This is a genomic window from Thioalkalivibrio sp. AKL10, from assembly GCF_000381845.1.
Taxonomy (GTDB): Bacteria; Pseudomonadota; Gammaproteobacteria; order Ectothiorhodospirales; family Ectothiorhodospiraceae; genus Thioalkalivibrio; species Thioalkalivibrio versutus.
The window spans coordinates 251,901-267,557 of the sequence record NZ_KB907142.1; the positions used below are offsets into that span (position 1 = coordinate 251,901).

The 15,657-nt window shown below is 67.4% G+C and carries 13 protein-coding genes; 1 reads left to right on the forward strand and 12 read right to left on the reverse strand.

Annotated elements, in window-relative coordinates:
* Positions 1 to 12: 12 nt before the first annotated feature.
* Positions 13 to 2,811, reverse strand: a complete 2,799-nt coding sequence (secA, locus tag G333_RS0101250; protein WP_018168220.1) for a preprotein translocase subunit SecA — start codon at positions 2,809 to 2,811, stop codon at positions 13 to 15.
* A 119-nt stretch (positions 2,812 to 2,930) separates the two neighbouring features.
* Positions 2,931 to 3,821: a M23 family metallopeptidase gene (locus tag G333_RS0101255; RefSeq protein ID WP_018168221.1), complete on the reverse strand. Its 891-nt coding sequence runs from the start codon at positions 3,819 to 3,821 to the stop codon at positions 2,931 to 2,933.
* A gap of 45 nt (positions 3,822 to 3,866) precedes the next feature.
* On the opposite strand from G333_RS0101255, the gene G333_RS0101260 reads away from it, so the two are divergent.
* On the forward strand, positions 3,867 to 4,304 hold the full coding sequence (locus G333_RS0101260) for a DciA family protein (protein ID WP_018168222.1): 438 nt from the start codon (positions 3,867 to 3,869) through the stop codon (positions 4,302 to 4,304).
* Between the two features lie 36 nt (positions 4,305 to 4,340).
* On the opposite strand, the gene lpxC is transcribed toward G333_RS0101260, so the two are convergent.
* The 10 genes from lpxC to murD form a co-directional block, all read right to left on the reverse strand.
* Positions 4,341 to 5,261 carry a UDP-3-O-acyl-N-acetylglucosamine deacetylase gene (gene lpxC, locus G333_RS0101265; RefSeq protein WP_231362625.1) on the reverse strand — a complete coding sequence of 307 codons (921 nt, stop codon included), beginning with the start codon at positions 5,259 to 5,261 and terminating at the stop codon, positions 4,341 to 4,343.
* Positions 5,262 to 5,385: 124 nt separating this feature from the next.
* A complete protein-coding gene (gene ftsZ / locus G333_RS0101270) occupies positions 5,386 to 6,543 on the reverse strand; it encodes a cell division protein FtsZ (protein WP_018144460.1) in 1,158 nt (385 codons plus the stop codon).
* 100 nt (positions 6,544 to 6,643) lie between these two features.
* Positions 6,644 to 7,879, reverse strand: coding sequence for a cell division protein FtsA (gene ftsA, locus G333_RS0101275; protein WP_018168223.1), 1,236 nt, complete (start codon positions 7,877 to 7,879; stop codon positions 6,644 to 6,646).
* 23 nt (positions 7,880 to 7,902) lie between these two features.
* Positions 7,903 to 8,625, reverse strand: a complete 723-nt coding sequence (locus G333_RS0101280; protein ID WP_019627446.1) for a cell division protein FtsQ/DivIB — start codon at positions 8,623 to 8,625, stop codon at positions 7,903 to 7,905.
* Positions 8,626 to 8,690: 65 nt separating this feature from the next.
* A complete protein-coding gene (locus G333_RS0101285) occupies positions 8,691 to 9,629 on the reverse strand; it encodes a D-alanine--D-alanine ligase (protein WP_019627447.1) in 939 nt (312 codons plus the stop codon).
* The gene (gene murB, locus G333_RS0101290) at positions 9,626 to 10,588 is read right to left on the reverse strand and encodes a UDP-N-acetylmuramate dehydrogenase (RefSeq protein ID WP_019627448.1); all 963 of its coding nucleotides are present in this window, start codon (positions 10,586 to 10,588) and stop codon (positions 9,626 to 9,628) included. The genes G333_RS0101285 and murB overlap by 4 nt, the downstream gene beginning before the upstream one ends.
* Positions 10,585 to 12,015 (reverse strand): UDP-N-acetylmuramate--L-alanine ligase, encoded by a 1,431-nt coding sequence (gene murC, locus G333_RS0101295; protein ID WP_018168227.1) that lies wholly within the window; start codon positions 12,013 to 12,015, stop codon positions 10,585 to 10,587. The genes murB and murC overlap by 4 nt, the downstream gene beginning before the upstream one ends.
* Entirely contained in the window at positions 12,012 to 13,106 is a 1,095-nt protein-coding gene (gene murG, locus G333_RS0101300; RefSeq protein ID WP_026340853.1) for an undecaprenyldiphospho-muramoylpentapeptide beta-N-acetylglucosaminyltransferase, read from the reverse strand. Before murG ends, murC begins: the two co-directional genes overlap by 4 nt.
* The gene (ftsW, locus tag G333_RS0101305) at positions 13,103 to 14,308 is read right to left on the reverse strand and encodes a putative lipid II flippase FtsW (RefSeq protein ID WP_018952160.1); all 1,206 of its coding nucleotides are present in this window, start codon (positions 14,306 to 14,308) and stop codon (positions 13,103 to 13,105) included. The genes murG and ftsW overlap by 4 nt, the downstream gene beginning before the upstream one ends.
* On the reverse strand, positions 14,305 to 15,654 hold the full coding sequence (gene murD / locus G333_RS0101310) for a UDP-N-acetylmuramoyl-L-alanine--D-glutamate ligase (RefSeq protein ID WP_019627450.1): 1,350 nt from the start codon (positions 15,652 to 15,654) through the stop codon (positions 14,305 to 14,307). The genes ftsW and murD overlap by 4 nt, the downstream gene beginning before the upstream one ends.
* Between the last annotated feature and the right edge of the window lie 3 nt (positions 15,655 to 15,657).

Sequence of the window (15,657 nt, forward strand, 5' to 3'; positions counted from 1 at the left end):
CTCAGTGTCTCCCTACAGCTTGCCGTGGCAATGCTTGAATTTCTTGCCCGAACCACACCAGCAGGGCTCGTTGCGGCCCAGCTTGGGCTCGTCGCGTCGGTAGGGGGCCTCGCCGCTCGCAACCGGTTCGCGCGGCTCGGCGTCACCTTCGGCTCCAGCCTTCAGGGGGCTGTCGGGGTTCTGGTGCTGGAACTGCAGATCATCCTCGGCGGGGGCCGCCTTCTTCGGCTGCAATGCCTCGACCTCCTCCGGTGAGCGCAATTGCATGCGCAGCAGGAACTTCACCACGTCGTGCTTGATGCGTTCCAGCAGGGACTGGAACATCGCGAAGGCTTCCTTCTTGTACTCCTGCTTCGGGTTGCGCTGGGCGTAGCCACGCAACCCAATACCCTGGCGCAGGTAGTCCATCGCCGCCAGGTGTTCCTTCCACTGGCTGTCCAGGACCTGCAGCATCACGTCGCGCTGCAGGCGGTTCATGGTCTCGTCACCCAGCTGCTCGCGCTTCCGGGTCAGCAGCGCGCGGGCATGCCCGATGATCCGCTCGCGCAACGGCTCCTCGTGCAGGTCGTCCTCGTCGTCCAGCCACTGCTGGACCGGAAGGTCGAGCCCGAACTCGCCGTTCAGGGCCTGCTGCAGGCCCTGGATGTCCCATTCGTCCTCGATCGATCCCGGCGGCATGTACGGGTTGATCAGGGCGTTGACCACATCCTCCACCAAGGTGTCGATGGTTTCGCTGATGTCCTCGGTGGTCAGCAATTCAGCACGCTGGTCGTAGATCACCCGGCGCTGATCATTGGCGACGTCGTCGTATTCCAGCAGCTGCTTGCGGATATCGAAGTTGTGCGCCTCGACCTTGCGCTGCGCATTCTCGATGGCGCGCGAGACCCAGGCGTTCTCGATCGCCTCGCCCTCCTTCATGCCCAGACGCTGCATCAGGCTGCGCACACGCTCGGATGCAAACACCCGCATCAGGTTGTCTTCCAGCGACAGGAAGAAGCGGCTGGAGCCCGCGTCACCCTGGCGGCCGGAGCGCCCGCGCAACTGGTTGTCGATCCGTCGCGACTCATGGCGTTCGGAGCCAATGATGTGCAGACCACCGGCCTCGATCACCGTGTCATGACGGGCCTGCCAGTCGGCCCGGATTGCCTCCTGCTGGGCGCTGTCGTCCGGGTCGACTTCGGCCAGTTCGGCATCCAGCGCCCCCCCCAGCACGATATCGGTACCACGCCCGGCCATGTTGGTTGCCAGCGTCACCGCCTTCGGGCGACCCGCCTGGGCGATGATCGCGGCCTCGCGCTCGTGCTGCTTGGCGTTCAGCACCTCGAACGAGATCCCGGTCTTCTTCAGCGCTTCAGCCAGCCGCTCGGAACTCTCCACCGAGGCCGTCCCCACCAGGACCGGTTGACCGCGATCCACGCACCACTGGATCTCCTTGATGATGGCGGTGTACTTCTCCTCCTGGGTCAGGAAGACCAGGTCCTGCATGTCGTCGCGCACCAGCGGCTTGTTGCCGGGGATCACGACCACTTCCAGGCCATAGATGGTCTGGAACTCGTAGGCCTCGGTATCGGCCGTACCGGTCATGCCTGCGAGCTTCTCGTACAGGCGGAAATAGTTCTGGAAGGTGATCGACGCCAGCGTCTGGTTCTCGCGCTGGATCGGAACCCCTTCCTTGGCCTCGATCGCCTGGTGCAGTCCCTCCGACCAGCGCCGGCCACCCATGATGCGGCCGGTAAACTCGTCGATGATCTGGACCTTGTTGTCGCGCACCAGGTAGTCGACATCGCGGTGGAACAGCGCGTGGGCACGCAGGGCCGCATTCAGGTGATGCAGTACCGCGATGCTCGCAGAGTCGTACAGGGTCTGGTACTCCTCCAGCAAGCCGGCCTGGCGCAGGAGTTCCTCGGCCTTCTCGTGACCCTCCTCGCTGAGGAAGACCTGCTTGGCCTTCTCGTCGACGAAGTAGTCACCCTCGCTCTCTTCGTCTTCCTGACGGGTCAGCTGGGCCGGGATGGTGTTCAGCCGCTCGTAGAGCTCGGAGCTGTCGCCGCTGGGGCCGGAGATGATCAGCGGGGTCCGCGCCTCGTCGATGAGGATGGAGTCGACCTCGTCGACCACCGCAAAGTTGAGTGCGCGCTGCACGCGCTGATCGGCCGAGAAGGCCATGTTGTCGCGCAGATAGTCGAAGCCGAACTCGTTGTTCGTGCCATAGGTAATATCGGCGGCATAGGCCTCGCGCCGGGTCGCCGGACGCATCTGATCGAACCCGCCTTCTTCTGCGTGGTACTCCGGGTCAAAGAGATAGGAGGCGGAATCCACCCCCAGACCGCCGGAGCTATTCACCACGCCGACCGTCAGACCCAGTGCGTCGTACAGCCGCCCCATCCAGGCCGCATCGCGGCGGGCCAGGTAGTCGTTCACCGTCACCACATGCACGCCGTCGCCGGTCAATGCATTGAGATAGGCGGGCAGGGTCGCGACCAGGGTCTTGCCCTCACCCGTGCGCATCTCGGCGATGCGACCGTCGTTGAGAACCATACCGCCGATCAACTGGACGTCGAAGTGGCGCAGCCCCAGGACCTGGGCACTCATCGCGCGACAGACCGCGAAGGCCTCCGGCAGGAGCTTCTCCAGATTCTCGCCCTCGCCCAGGCGGCGCTGGAATTCCTGTGTCTTGTGACGCAGCTCGTCCTGCGACAACGCCTCGGTGGAGTCGGCCAGGGCATTGATGCGCTCGACCGCGCGGGTGTAGCGCTTGAGGATGCGATCGTTGCGACTACCGAAAATCTTCTGTACGAGCTGCTTGACCATGGGGATCCGAAAGGGTTGGCTGAAACCCGGCTAGGATAAACGATCCGTCAGGGAAACGCTGTGGCCAAGAGACGCGCAGCCGGTCATGCCCCTGCGGGGCCGAGAAGGACCGCGGAGGGTCAGTCCCGATCCTGGAGAAAATGATAGGGATTCAGGGCCTGGCCGGCGTCGACCACCTCGTAGTGCAGGTGGGTATCGGTCGCGCGACCGGTGCGCCCCATCTTCGCGATCACCTCGCCAGCCTCCACGCGCTGCCCGGGCTCGACCAGGATTTCCGCGTTGTGTGCGTAGCGCGTATTCAAGCCGCCGCCGTGCGCGATCTCGACGAGCTTGCCGTAGCTGCTCCGGCGGCCCGCGAATACGACCAGACCACCGCCCGCGGCGCGGATGTCCGAGCCTGGCCGCCCGGCAAAATCCATCCCCGAGTGGAAGCGGCGGTTCCCGGTGAACGGGTCTTCGCGATAACCAAACGCCGAGCTAATCCAGGCGTCATCCTCCACCGGGCGAAACTGCGGGGACAGCGCCTCGCGAGCCGCCTCCTGGCGTAGCTCGGAACCTACCGTCTCTACGGCGGCGCTGCGACGACCCAGAAGGTGTTCCAGCGCCAGCAAGCGGTCATGGATCTCCAGCGGAGAACCCGGTCCGTCCAGCAGCGGGCCGCCCTGGCCGCCAACTTCCGGCTCCAGTGCGGCCACGTCCAGCCCTAGGGAGTCGCCAACCGAGCGGAGGCGCAGATCCACCCGCGTCAGCTGGCGTTCCAGCGCGACCACACGGTCAACCAGGTAGTTCAAACCTTCACGTGCTGCCTCGCGTTCGGCCGTCTCCACCACGATCGGATCCAGCGTGTTTGCGACCGGGATCCTGACCACCTCGCGCTGGCTTTGCCCCGCCAGGTAGGCGGTCACAACCGCCGCCACCACCAGCAGCGCGAGCAGGGTGCCCGCCAGCGCCACGCCCCACAACGGAAGACGTGCACAAAGACCATCCGGACGTAGTACGATCAGCTGCATGCGATTCCTCTCACTCCTTCCGCCGCGGACTGCCGGAGTCCCTCGATGACGCCGCAGCGGATTACCCGCTTCATCGCCCGCGACTTTTCCGCGCACTCCAGCCGCGACCGCGGCGTGGAACGCGCCCTCGAGGGACTGGTCGGCAACGCCCTGCAGGCTGGCCGACTGGCGTTCACCCTGCGCGAGGACACCCTGGTCGCAATCTGCGCGAACCGCGGGCTGGCCACCGAACTGCGCTTCCAGCAGCGCGAACTGCTCAAGACCTTGCGTGCCGCGGGCTTCGAGGGCATCGAACAGATACGTATCCGGCTGACCAACACCCCACGCCCCCCCCAGCCCACCACGCGACTGGAGCGCCGCGAGATCCCGGATGCGGCCCGCCGCATCCTGGCCGATACCGCCAGCAGCATCCAGGACCCCGGGCTGGCCGGCGCCCTCGAACGCCTCGCCCGGGCGGCCAGGCCGTCACCGAAGCGCGACTGACCTACCTCACCCTGGAACATGTGTTCCAGGGTGAGGTCAGCCCGCTGGAGTCGGTGCCAGCTGACCGAAGGAGATCGGCAGGCGTTCGCTCGGGTCCTCGAAGGTCACCTTCTCCCAGGCGGTCTCGTCGGCCAGGAGCTGACGGATCAGCTGGTTGTTCAGCGCATGCCCGGACTTGTGGCCAGTGAACGCACCGATCAGGCTGTGACCGAGCAGGTACAGGTCCCCGACGACGTCGAGGATCTTGTGCTTGACCAGTTCGTTGTCGTAACGCAGCCCGTTTTCGTTGAGGATCTTGTAGTCATCGAGGACCACGGCGTTGTCCAGGCTGCCGCCCAGCGCCAGCTGATTCGCCCGCAGGGCCTCGATGTCGCGCATGAACCCGAAGGTCCGGGCACGCGAGACCTCCTTCACAAAGGAGGTGGACGAGAAGTCCAGCTCTGCGCGCTGGCTTCCGTCGGTAAACATCGGGTGTTCGAAATCGATACAGAAACCGACCTTGAACCCCTCGTAAGGATCAAAGCGCACCCACTTGTCGTCCTCGCGGACTTCCACGCTGCGCTTGACCCGAATGAATTCCTTGGGCGCGTCCTGCTCCTTCAGCCCGGCGGACTGCAGCAGAAACACGAAGGGACCGGCACTGCCGTCCATGATGGGCACCTCGGCGGCGCTCACATCGACATGCAGGTTGTCGATTCCCAATCCGGCAATGGCCGAGAGCAAATGCTCCACGGTCGAAACCCGGACGTCTCCATTGACCAGCGTGGTGGACAGCCGCGTGTCGCCGACATTGTCGGCACAGGCGCGAATCTCCACGGACGGATCAAGATCGCAGCGATGGAACACAATCCCGGTATTCACCGGAGCCGGACGCAGGGTCAGCACCACCTTTTCTCCGGTATGCAGTCCCACTCCGGTCGCCCGAATGCTGTTCTTGAGCGTTCTTTGCCTGATCAACGAATTGAGCCTCTCTCTTCCAGGAGAGCGCATAAGGGGAGCCCGGGCCCTCCCGGGCTCCTCATGCACACAACGATTACCGCATTATTGCAGGATTCCGCTCGCCCTGCATGTACAGCCGCGCTCAGTCGGCTTGTTTACGCAGGAAGGCCGGAATATCCAGCACATCAATGCCTTGCTGCTGATTGTAGTCGACCGCCAGGTTGTCACCGCCGCGCCGCTTGACGGTCGGCTGGTCGAGGTCGACTTCGACATCGGAACCGACGGCCCTCTTCGGCTGGGCATCGACCACTCGCACCTGCGGCCGTTCGGACTGCGTCGCTGGCGCGCCAAGCCCCGTGGCCACCAGGGTCACCCGCAGTTCATCGGTCATCTCGGGGTCGATGACCGTCCCGACCACGACATTGGCATCTTCCGAGGCCAGGGCCTTCACCGCCTCGCCGACTTCCTCGAACTCGCCGATCCCGACATCCATGCCACCGGTCACGTTCACCAGGATGCCGCGGGCACCGGAGATATCGATGTCCTCCAGCAAGGGGCTGGCGATCGCCGCTTCGGCGGCCTCGCGCGCACGATCCTCGCCGGTGCCGGTGCCGGTGCCCATCATCGCCATGCCCATCTCGCGCATCACGTTGCGCACGTCGGCAAAGTCGACGTTGATCAGACCCGGACGGGTGATCAGCTCGGCGATGCCCTGCACCGCGCCGAACAGCACGTCGTTGGCAGCCTTGAAGGCATCCAGCAGCGTGGTGTTCTTGCCCAGCACCGTCAGCAGCTTCTCGTTGGGGATGGTGATCAGGGAATCGACCTGTTCGGTCAGCGCCTTGATCCCGGACATCGCGACCTGCATGCGGCGCTTGCCCTCGAACGGGAACGGCTTGGTGACCACCGCGACCGTCAGGATATTCATCTCCTTGGCGATCTGCGCCACCACCGGGGCGGCACCGGTACCCGTACCACCGCCCATGCCGGCGGTGATGAAGACCATGTCGGCGCCCTGCAACAGATCCTGGATGCGTTCACGGTCCTCCAGTGCAGCCTCGCGACCGACCGACGGATCCGCCCCGGCCCCCAGGCCCTTGGTGATGTCGCCGCCCAGTTGCAGCAGCGTCTTGGAATCCAGGCTCTTCAGAGCCTGGGCATCGGTGTTGGCACAGATGAAATCGACGCCTTCCAGCTGCGAGTTGACCATGTGCTGCACGGCGTTGCCGCCGCCGCCCCCAACGCCGACGACCTTGATCGTCGCGTTCTGGCTATAGGTGTCCATCAGTTCGAACGTCATGATTGCGTCCTCTCGTTGCGTGTGTAGTACATAAACTTCTGTTTACCTGCGTCATGGCCGGAGAGCGGTCCGGCCTCCTAAAATTCCGGGGCCCCGATCATCAGAACTGTCCGGAAAACCAGCGCTTCATGCGCGCCCATACGCCCTGGAACCCGCTGCTCACGGGCCGGGCCTCCTGCTCCGCGCGCGACTCGCGGGCGTAGAGCAACAGCCCCACCCCCGTCGCGTGGATCGGATTCTTCACAACATCCAGGAGCCCGGTGACGCGTTGCGGCACCCCCAGGCGTACGGGCATGTGAAAGACCTCTTCGGCGAGGTCCACCACACCTTCCATTCGGGACGAGCCACCGGTGAGCACCACTCCGGCGGCAATCATTTCTTCGGTGCCGCTGCGGCGCAGTTCCGCTTGCACCAGCTGCAACAATTCCTCGTAGCGAGGCTCGACCACGGAGGCGAGCGTCTGGCGCGACAACCTGCGTGCGGCACGATCGCCGACACCGGGCACCTCGATGCTCTCGCTCGGATCGGCCAGCGAGCGCAGCGCGCAGGCGTACTTGATCTTGAGTTCTTCGGCGTACTGGGTCGGGGTGCGTAGCGCGACCGCGATGTCGTTGGTGACCTGATCGCCGGCGATCGGGATGACTGCGGTGTGCATGATCGCGCCGTGGGCAAACACCGCGATGTCCGTAGTGCCACCGCCGACGTCCACCAGACACACGCCCAGGTCCTTCTCGTCCTCGCTCAGGACCGAGTAACTGGAGGCGAGCTGCTCGAGGATGATGTCGTCCACCCGCAGCCCGCAGCGCTCCACGCACTTGACGATGTTCTGCGCGGCGGAGACCGCCCCGGTCACCAGGTGCACCTTGGCCTCCAGCCGCACCCCGGACATCCCAATCGGCTCGCGGATGCCCTCCTGCTCGTCGATGATGTATTCCTGCGGCAGCACGTGGAGGATGCGCTGGTCGGCCGGGATGGCGATGGCGCGCGCGGCGTCGATCACCCGGTCCACATCGCCGGCGACCACCTCGCCGTCCTTGATCGCGACCACCCCGGTGGAGTTGTAGCTCTTGATGTGCGAACCGGCGATCCCGGTATAGACCGAGTGGATCTCGCAGCCGGCCATCAGCTCGGCCTCCTCCACCGCGCGCTGGATCGACTGGACGGTGGACTCGATGTTGACGACCACGCCCTTCTTCAGCCCGCGCGAGGGCGAGGAACCGATGCCGATGATCTCGATCTCGCCTTCCTCGGTCAGCTCCCCGACCACCGCCTCGATCTTCGAGGTCCCGACGTCGAGGCCGACGATCAGACCGGGTTCCGACTTCTTTGCCATCATCTTTCTGCGTCCTGTCGTTCGTGTCATCGGGCGTTCCCCGCACCGTCATCCGCCGCATCCGCCCAGGCCACCGCCAGCCCGTGGGGGTAACGCAGGTCGATCCGTTCCACCGGGGCGTCGCGATAGTCGCGAATCGCCGGGGCCGCGCGGACCAGTTGTCCCAGTCGTGCCAGATCGGCATCGCGCCCCATCAGCACGCGTACGCCGTCCGCCAGGTGGATGGTCCAGTCGTGGCGTTCGCCCTCTTCGAGACCGGCGACCTCCAGCCCGGCATCGGCCAGGCGTGCGGAGACCTCCAGGTAGCGATGCATCAGCACCACCTGGCGCCCGTCGGTCCCGGCGAGTGCCGGCAGGCCCTCCCAGTCATCCAGCGCCACCGGGCCAAACAGGCGCCCGTGGCGATCGACCAGATGGTCCTCGCCCCACTGCGCCACCGGCACCGGCTCGTGAATCTCCACCACGAGGGTGTCCGGCCACTGACGCCGCAGGCGCACCGCGTCCACCCACGGCTGGCCCTCAAGCGCAACGCGCAGGCGTTCGAGCTCGACACCGATGAAGCCCGGCGCATGGGTCCGGACCATCTCGTGCACCGCGGCGACATCCGCATGCTGCGGATTGCCGGTCACCTCGACATGCTCGATCGGCAACCAGGCGTCCGGGTCGAACTGCAACCAGGCCAGCGCGCCCAGCACCAGCACCGCGGCCAGCCCCATGCCCGACATCAGGCGCAGCCCCGGGCCAGCCATCCGGCGCAGCGGCGACGGTCCCCGCGCCTGCGGGCGGCGCGCGGGTCGCGTTGTGCGGCGTGCGTTCAACGCAGTCCCCCACACTCGAAACTGGAATCGAGGATGCGCAGGCACAGCTCGTCGAAGTCGATGCCCGCCTGCGCGGCGGCCTTGGGCACCAACGAGTGGTCGGTCATGCCCGGGATCGTGTTCACCTCGATGAGGAAGTTCTCGCCATGTTCGTCCTGCAGGATGTCCACTCGTCCCCAGCCGCAACCCTCCAGCGTCGCGAAGGCGGCGATGGCCATGGACTGCAACTCCAGCAACGCGCTGGAATCCAGCGGCGGCGGGCAGATGTAGCCGGTATCGTCGGCCTCGTACTTGGCGTGGTAATCGTAGAAACCGTCCGGGGTGCGAATCTCCACCACCGGCAACGGCTCGTTGCCGAGGATCGCGACGGTGTACTCGCGTCCGCTGATCCACTGCTCCGCGAACACCTGCCCCGGCTGCAACCGCGCGGCCTCGAAGGCGGCCGGCAGATCGGCCACCCGATCCACCCGTGTGATCCCCAGGCTGGAGCCGCCGCGCGCGGGCTTCACGATCAACGGCAGGCCCAGTGCATCGGCCACCGCGTCGGGGTCGAACCCCGGCGTGAGCAGACGATAGGGGGCGCTCGGCAGATTGCTCCCCGCCCACAGCCGCTTGCAGGCCAGCTTGTCCATGCCCAGTGCGGAACCGAGCACGCCGGTCCCGGTGTAAGGCATGCCCGCCATGTCCAGACAGCCCTGCAGGGTCCCGTCCTCGCCGCACTCCCCGTGGAGCACGATGAAGACCCGGTCGAAGTTCTCCAGGGCCAGGCAGCGAGCCGTCTCGCGGGTCAGGTCCAGGGGATGCGCATCGACGCCCTGGCGCTGCAGTGCCGCCAGCACCGCCTGACCACTGTGCAGCGAGACCTCGCGCTCGCCAGACCAGCCACCCATCAGGACCGCGACACGGCCATAATCTTGTGCACTTCGCTTGCTCATGCCGTTCCCTCGCTTGCCTCGTGCGTCGCCCCTGGCCGACCCAGGACCCGGACCTCGGGCTCCAGGTGCACCCCGAACTGCCGCTGCACCTCGTCCTGGGCATGACGCAGCAACCATTCGATATCGGCGGCGCGCGCGCTGCCGTCGTGGGTGATGAAATTCGCGTGCTTGGGGGAGATCTCCGCCGCCCCGTGGCGCAGTCCCTTCAGACCGGCGGCCTCGACCAGGCGCGCGGCGTGATCGCCCTCCGGGTTGCGGAACACCGACCCGCAGGACGGCAACCCCAGCGGCTGCTTCGCGGATCGTTCGCGCAGCAACTCGCGGATGCGCCGGGTCCCGACGTCAGGGTCACCCGCGGCCAGCTGCAACACGCAGCCGGTGAACCACTCCGCCTCGGGACCGTGGACACTGCGGTAGCCGATCGTGTAGTCCGCAGGAGTGCGGGTATGCAGTTCGCCGCGCGCATCCACCGTGGAGACCGCCTCCACCAGCGGCCAGATCTCGCCACCCCAGGCGCCGGCGTTCATCCGCAGCGCGCCGCCCACGGTCCCAGGGATGCCGGCCAGGAACTCGGCCCCGACCAGCCCCTCGCGGGCCCCGAAACGCGCGGCCTGGGCGCAGGCCAGCCCGGCCCCAAGCAGCAGGCGATCGCCGTCCAGGCGCCGGCGTTCGTTCAGCACTCCGGAAAGATGCACGACCAGGCCGTCCAGCCCGCCGTCACGAATCAGGACGTTGCTGCCCAGGCCGAGGAAGGTGACCGGCATCTGCGGCGCGTGCGTCGCGTGGTCGCGCAGGGCAGCGACCAGGTCGTCAAGGTCCGCCGGCTGGAACAGCCAGTCGGCCGGGCCGCCTGCGCGCCAGGAGGTCAGCCCGGCCAGCGGAACCTGCGCCTGCAACCGGCCACGCGTGGCCTGCGCGAACGGAGTCATCGGCGAGTCCACAGCGCGGGCAGCCATCATGATTCCTCCTCGCCGGCGGTTCCCAGCTGCTGCGGGAGCAGACCGGCCAGACGGCCAATATCGCCGGCACCCTGGGCGAGCACGACATCGTCCGGCCGCAGCATCCCCGCGAGCACACCGATCACATCCTCTGCGCGCTCGACAAACACCGGCTCCACCCGCCCGCGCAGACGAATGGCGCGCGCCAGGCTGCGGCCATCGGCGCTGGGGATCGGGTCCTCCCCGGCGGCATACACCTCGAGCAGGATCAGGACATCGGTCTCGGACAGGGCCTCGGCGAAGTCCTCGAACAGATCACGCGTGCGGGTATAACGATGCGGCTGGAAGATGGTGATCCGGCGGCGACCGGGCCAGGCATCGCGCGCGGCCGCCTGAGTGGCAGCAATCTCGCGCGGGTGATGGCCATAGTCGTCGACCAGGGTCAGGGCCCCCTGTGCGGTCCGCAGCTCCTGCACCTGGAAGCGCCGCCCAATACCCTGGAAGCGCGCCAGCGCGGCCTGGATCGCCTCGGGGGCGACCTCCAGCTCGTGCGCGACAGCCGCCGCCGCCAGGGCATTGAGCACGTTGTGGCGCCCGGGCAGGTTCAGCGTCACCGGGAACGCAGCCTGACCGGGCAACGCGAGGTCGAAGTACATGCGCACGCCTTCCTGGCGCACATTCAGGGCGCGCACGTCGGCGTCCTGTTCGATGCCGTAGGTCAGGCGCGGGCGCTCCAGTTCCGGGTACAGATCACGCACCTGCGGGTCGTCGGCGCACAGCACGGCAATGCCGTAGAACGGCAGGTGGTGGAGGAATTCCAGGAAGGTCGCCCGCAGCTGGCCAAAGTCGTTGCCATAGGTCCCCAGGTGATCGGCATCGATATTGGTCACGATGCTGATCATCGGCTGCAGATGCAGGAAGGACGCGTCACTCTCGTCGGCCTCGGCCACCAGATAGTCCCCGGCGCCGAGATTCGAGTGGCTCGCCGTGCTGTTTAGGCGTCCGCCAATCACAAACGTCGGGTCCATCCCCGCCTCCGCCAGCACACTGGCGACCAGGCTGGTGGTGGTGGTCTTGCCATGGGTCCCGGCGACCGCGATGCCATAGCGAAAGCGCATCAGTTCGGCCAGCATCTCGGCGCGGCGCACGATCGGGATGCCGCGCCGACGCGCCTCCTGGACCTCGGGGTTGCTCGGATTGATCGCACTGGAAACCACCAGCACGTCGGCATCGGCCACGTTCGATTCGGTATGGGCCGCCACCACCGGGATGCCCATGCCCTTCAGGCGTTCGACCATCGCCGACTGCCCGAGATCGGATCCCGAGACCTGATATCCCAGTTGATGCAGGACCTCGGCGATCCCGCTCATGCCGGATCCCCCGATCCCCACACAATGGATCCGGCGGATACGACGCATCGCATGGCGTGGCAGGCGCGGGGCATTCATGACGATCCCTCCCGGCGGGCGCCCGCCATTTCCATGCAGGCATCGGCCAGGCGCCGTGCGGTGTCGGGGCGGGCCTGTGCGCGGGCCAGCAAGGCACGCGCACGCAGGGCCTCGCGGTCCAGCGGGGCGACCAGCTCGTAGACCCGCTGAGCGTCCAGCTCGGCATCCGCGACCCGCCAGGCGGCACCGGATTGCACCAGGGCCTCGGCATTCGCGGTCTGATGATCGTCCACCGCATGTGGATAGGGCACGAAGATCGCCGGCACGCCGGCCGCGGCCACCTCGGCCACGGTGAGCGCCCCTGCGCGGCAGATCACCAGGTCCGCCCAGGCATAGGCCGCGGCCATGTCTTCGATAAAGGCGCTGATCTCCGCCTCCAGACCTGCCTCCGCATAGGCGGCCTGGGCCTCGTCGAGGGTGCGCTCGCCCGCCTGGTGACGGATGTTCAGCGGCTGCTCCTCGGCCACGCGCGCCAGCCCGGCGGGCAGCGTGCGGTTGAGCGAACGGGCGCCCAGGCTGCCGCCCAGGACGAGGAGGTTCAGGGCGCCCTCGCGCTCGTCGAAGCGCGCCTCCGGCGCCGGGAGTTCCGCAATCGCGGCGCGCACCGGGTTGCCCACCACCGTGACCGCCACCCGCTCGGGGAAGCTGTGCTCGGAGCTGGCATAGACCCGGTCCGCCACCTTCGCCAGCCAGCGATTGGTCAGACCGGCCACGGCGTTCTGTTCGTGGATCGCCAGCGGCCGGCCCATAGCGGCCGCCATTAGTCCCCCGGGGCCGGCGGCAAACCCACCAAAGCCAATCACGGCATCCGGGCGCAGACGCGTCATCAGACCCAGGGCGGCCCACAGCGAAATGCCGAGCCGCCAGGGTGCGAGTGCCAGCCCGACCAGGCCCTTGCCGCGGATGCCGGCGATTGGAAGCGTATGCAGCTCGATCCCGGCCGCCGGCACCAGCCGCGATTCCACGCCGCGGGCCGTGCCCAGCCAGCGCACCTCGGCACCGCGTTCCCGCAGCAGGGTGGCCACTGCCAGGCCCGGGAACACATGGCCCCCGGTGCCGCCGGCCATAATCAGGATGCGCGGGGCCCTCATGCGGCACCCCCACGCCGGCGGCGCGCCGGGGGTGCGGCGCGCGGGGCGGGCACCTGGGCCTCGCGGTACACGCGCATCACCAGGCCGATAGCCGCCAGCGAGACGATCAGCGAACTGCCGCCGTAACTGAGAAACGGCAGGGTCAGGCCCTTGGTCGGAAGCAGCCCCATGTTCACCGCGAGGTTCAGGAACGCCTGCAGGCCCATCCAGATGGCCACGCCAAAGGCCAGATGCGAGCCGAAGGCGTGCCCTGCGCGCTCGGCGTACAAACCGATCTGGATGCAGCGCCAGACCAGGACTCCGAACAGCGCGATGAGGGCCACCACACCGACGAAGCCGAACTCCTCGGCAAACACTGCGAACAGGAAATCGTTGTGCGCCTCGGGCAGGTAAAAGAGCTTCTGCACACTGTTGCCGAGCCCGGCCCCGAACCAGCCGCCGGAGCCGATCGCGATCAGCGACTGGGTCAGCTGGAAACCGGTGGCGAATGGATCCTGCCAGGGATCGAGGAAGGCCGTCAGGCGCGCCACGCGGTAAGGCGCCGCGACCGCGACGACCGCCATCCCCGCCGCGATGGTGCCCGCCAGCGCGGCGAACTGCCAAAGCTTCGCACCGGCCAGGAACAGCATGCCCATGCCAATCGCCAGCATGATCGCGGCGCCGCCGAAGTCCGGCTGCAGCAACAACAGGATGGTGCCCACCCCAAGCACGATCAGCGGGCGGATAAAACCGAGGAAGTGCAGGCGGAGCGTCGAATAGTGACGCACGATGTAGCCGGCGAGGTACATCACCACCAGCAGCTTCACCAGCTCGGCGACCTGCAGGTTGAACATCCCCAGCGGGATCCAGCGGGTCGCGCCGTTGACCGTGCGCCCGACACCCGGGATCAGCACTGCGATCAGCAACGCCATCACCAGGATCAGCAGCCACGGCCCGGCGCGTTCCCAGCGCGCCAGCGGGACCACCCAGAGGAAGGTCGCCACCGCAAGCCCGATGGCGGCGAAGATGACCTGGCGCTGGAAGAAGTGCCAGGTGTTGCCGAAATAACGTTCGCCCAGCCCCATGGAGGCGGACGCGACCATCACCAGGCCGATCCCCAGCAGGATCGCCGCGACGGCGAGCAGGGGCAGGTCCACATGGTCGCGCAGGCCGGCGACCAGGCCGCGATCCGGGAGTCCGAGGCGGGTGCTGGAGATACTCATGCTGCCAGCTCCCGCACCGCGTGCGCGAAGTCGTCGCCGCGCGCCTGATAATTCGGGTACATGTCCAGGCTGGCGCAACCGGGCGACAGCAGGACGGTATCGCCCGGTTCCGCCCAGGCAGCGGCCTGCGCAACCGCGGCGGCCATATCGTCCACGCGCTGGACCGGGACCACGGAGGCCAGGGCCCGGGCGATCATTGGCGCGTCCTCGCCGAGCAGCACCACACCACGGACCTTGCCCGGGACGTAATCGGCCAGCGGCGCAAAGTCCTGCCCCTTGCCCTGCCCGCCCGCGATCAGCACCAGCGGCCCGGGCGTACCGCGCAGGGCCGCCAGGGTCGCGCCGACATTGGTGCCCTTGGAGTCATTGATGTAGGCGACACCGCCCACTTCGGCAATCCACTGCGAGCGATGCGGCAGACCGGCAAACTCGGCCAGGGCCGCCATGGCGCGTGCGCGCGGCTCGCCCGCCTCCAGCCACGGCCAGACCAGGGCAAGCGCGGCCAGGGCGTTGGCCCAGTTGTGCTGTCCACGCAGACGCAGATGGCCGGTCGAGAGAAGGACCTGGTCACCGCGCACCAGGTCCGGAGCATCCGCGCTGGACGGGCGCACCCCGAAATCGTCCGGGCCGGCCGGCGCATCGAGACCGAAGGAGATCACCTTCAGACCCGGCGGCAGGGTGATCTCGCGCAGCCAGGCGTCCTCGCGGTTCAACACACCGCGCTCGGCGCGATCCAGGATGCGGGCCTTGGCACGCACATACGCATCCAGATCGGCGTAGCGATCCAGGTGATCAGGCGAGATATTCAGGATGGCGGCGGCCGCTGGCGCCAACATGTCGCTGCGCTCCAGCTGGAAACTGGACAGCTCCAGCACGTACAGGTCCGGGGCCTGCTCCAGCAGGTCCAGCGCCGGGGTGCCGTAGTTACCACCCACCGCCACCCGCAGGCCGGCGGCGCGCAGCAACTCGCCGACCAGCGCGGTCACCGTGCTCTTTCCGTTGGAGCCGGTAATCGCGATGACTGGGGCGCCCGCCTGCTCGGCGAACAGGTCGATGTCTCCGGTCAGGCGGGCACCGGCGGCACGCGCCCGTTGCAGGACCGGGTGCTCCAGTGCGACCCCGGGCGAGACGATGATGCGGGCAAAGCCCGCGGCGTCCAGTCGATCCAGCGGCCCGACCCAGGCATCGGCCAGCCAGGCCTTGGCACCCTCGGTCTCCAGCGCGGCCGGCGCCATGCGGGTATCGGTGATCGCGAACGGCTCACCCTGCGCACGCAGGAAGCGGGCAACCGACACGCCGGTCGCCCCCAGGCCCACGATCAGGTTGTTGTCGCCGGTTCGCGTCATGGG

Coding starts and splice junctions, on each gene's coding strand:
- secA (WP_018168220.1), bottom strand. CDS start 2,811: ATGGTCAAGCAGCTCGTACAGAAGATTTTCGGTAGTCGCAACGATCGC.
- G333_RS0101255 (WP_018168221.1), bottom strand. CDS start 3,821: ATGCAGCTGATCGTACTACGTCCGGATGGTCTTTGTGCACGTCTTCCG.
- G333_RS0101260 (WP_018168222.1), top strand. CDS start 3,867: ATGACGCCGCAGCGGATTACCCGCTTCATCGCCCGCGACTTTTCCGCG.
- ftsZ (WP_018144460.1), bottom strand. CDS start 6,543: ATGACGTTCGAACTGATGGACACCTATAGCCAGAACGCGACGATCAAG.
- ftsA (WP_018168223.1), bottom strand. CDS start 7,879: ATGATGGCAAAGAAGTCGGAACCCGGTCTGATCGTCGGCCTCGACGTC.
- G333_RS0101280 (WP_019627446.1), bottom strand. CDS start 8,625: ATGGCTGGCCCGGGGCTGCGCCTGATGTCGGGCATGGGGCTGGCCGCG.
- G333_RS0101285 (WP_019627447.1), bottom strand. CDS start 9,629: ATGAGCAAGCGAAGTGCACAAGATTATGGCCGTGTCGCGGTCCTGATG.
- murB (WP_019627448.1), bottom strand. CDS start 10,588: ATGATGGCTGCCCGCGCTGTGGACTCGCCGATGACTCCGTTCGCGCAG.
- murC (WP_018168227.1), bottom strand. CDS start 12,015: ATGAATGCCCCGCGCCTGCCACGCCATGCGATGCGTCGTATCCGCCGG.
- murG (WP_026340853.1), bottom strand. CDS start 13,106: ATGAGGGCCCCGCGCATCCTGATTATGGCCGGCGGCACCGGGGGCCAT.
- ftsW (WP_018952160.1), bottom strand. CDS start 14,308: ATGAGTATCTCCAGCACCCGCCTCGGACTCCCGGATCGCGGCCTGGTC.
- murD (WP_019627450.1), bottom strand. CDS start 15,654: ATGACGCGAACCGGCGACAACAACCTGATCGTGGGCCTGGGGGCGACC.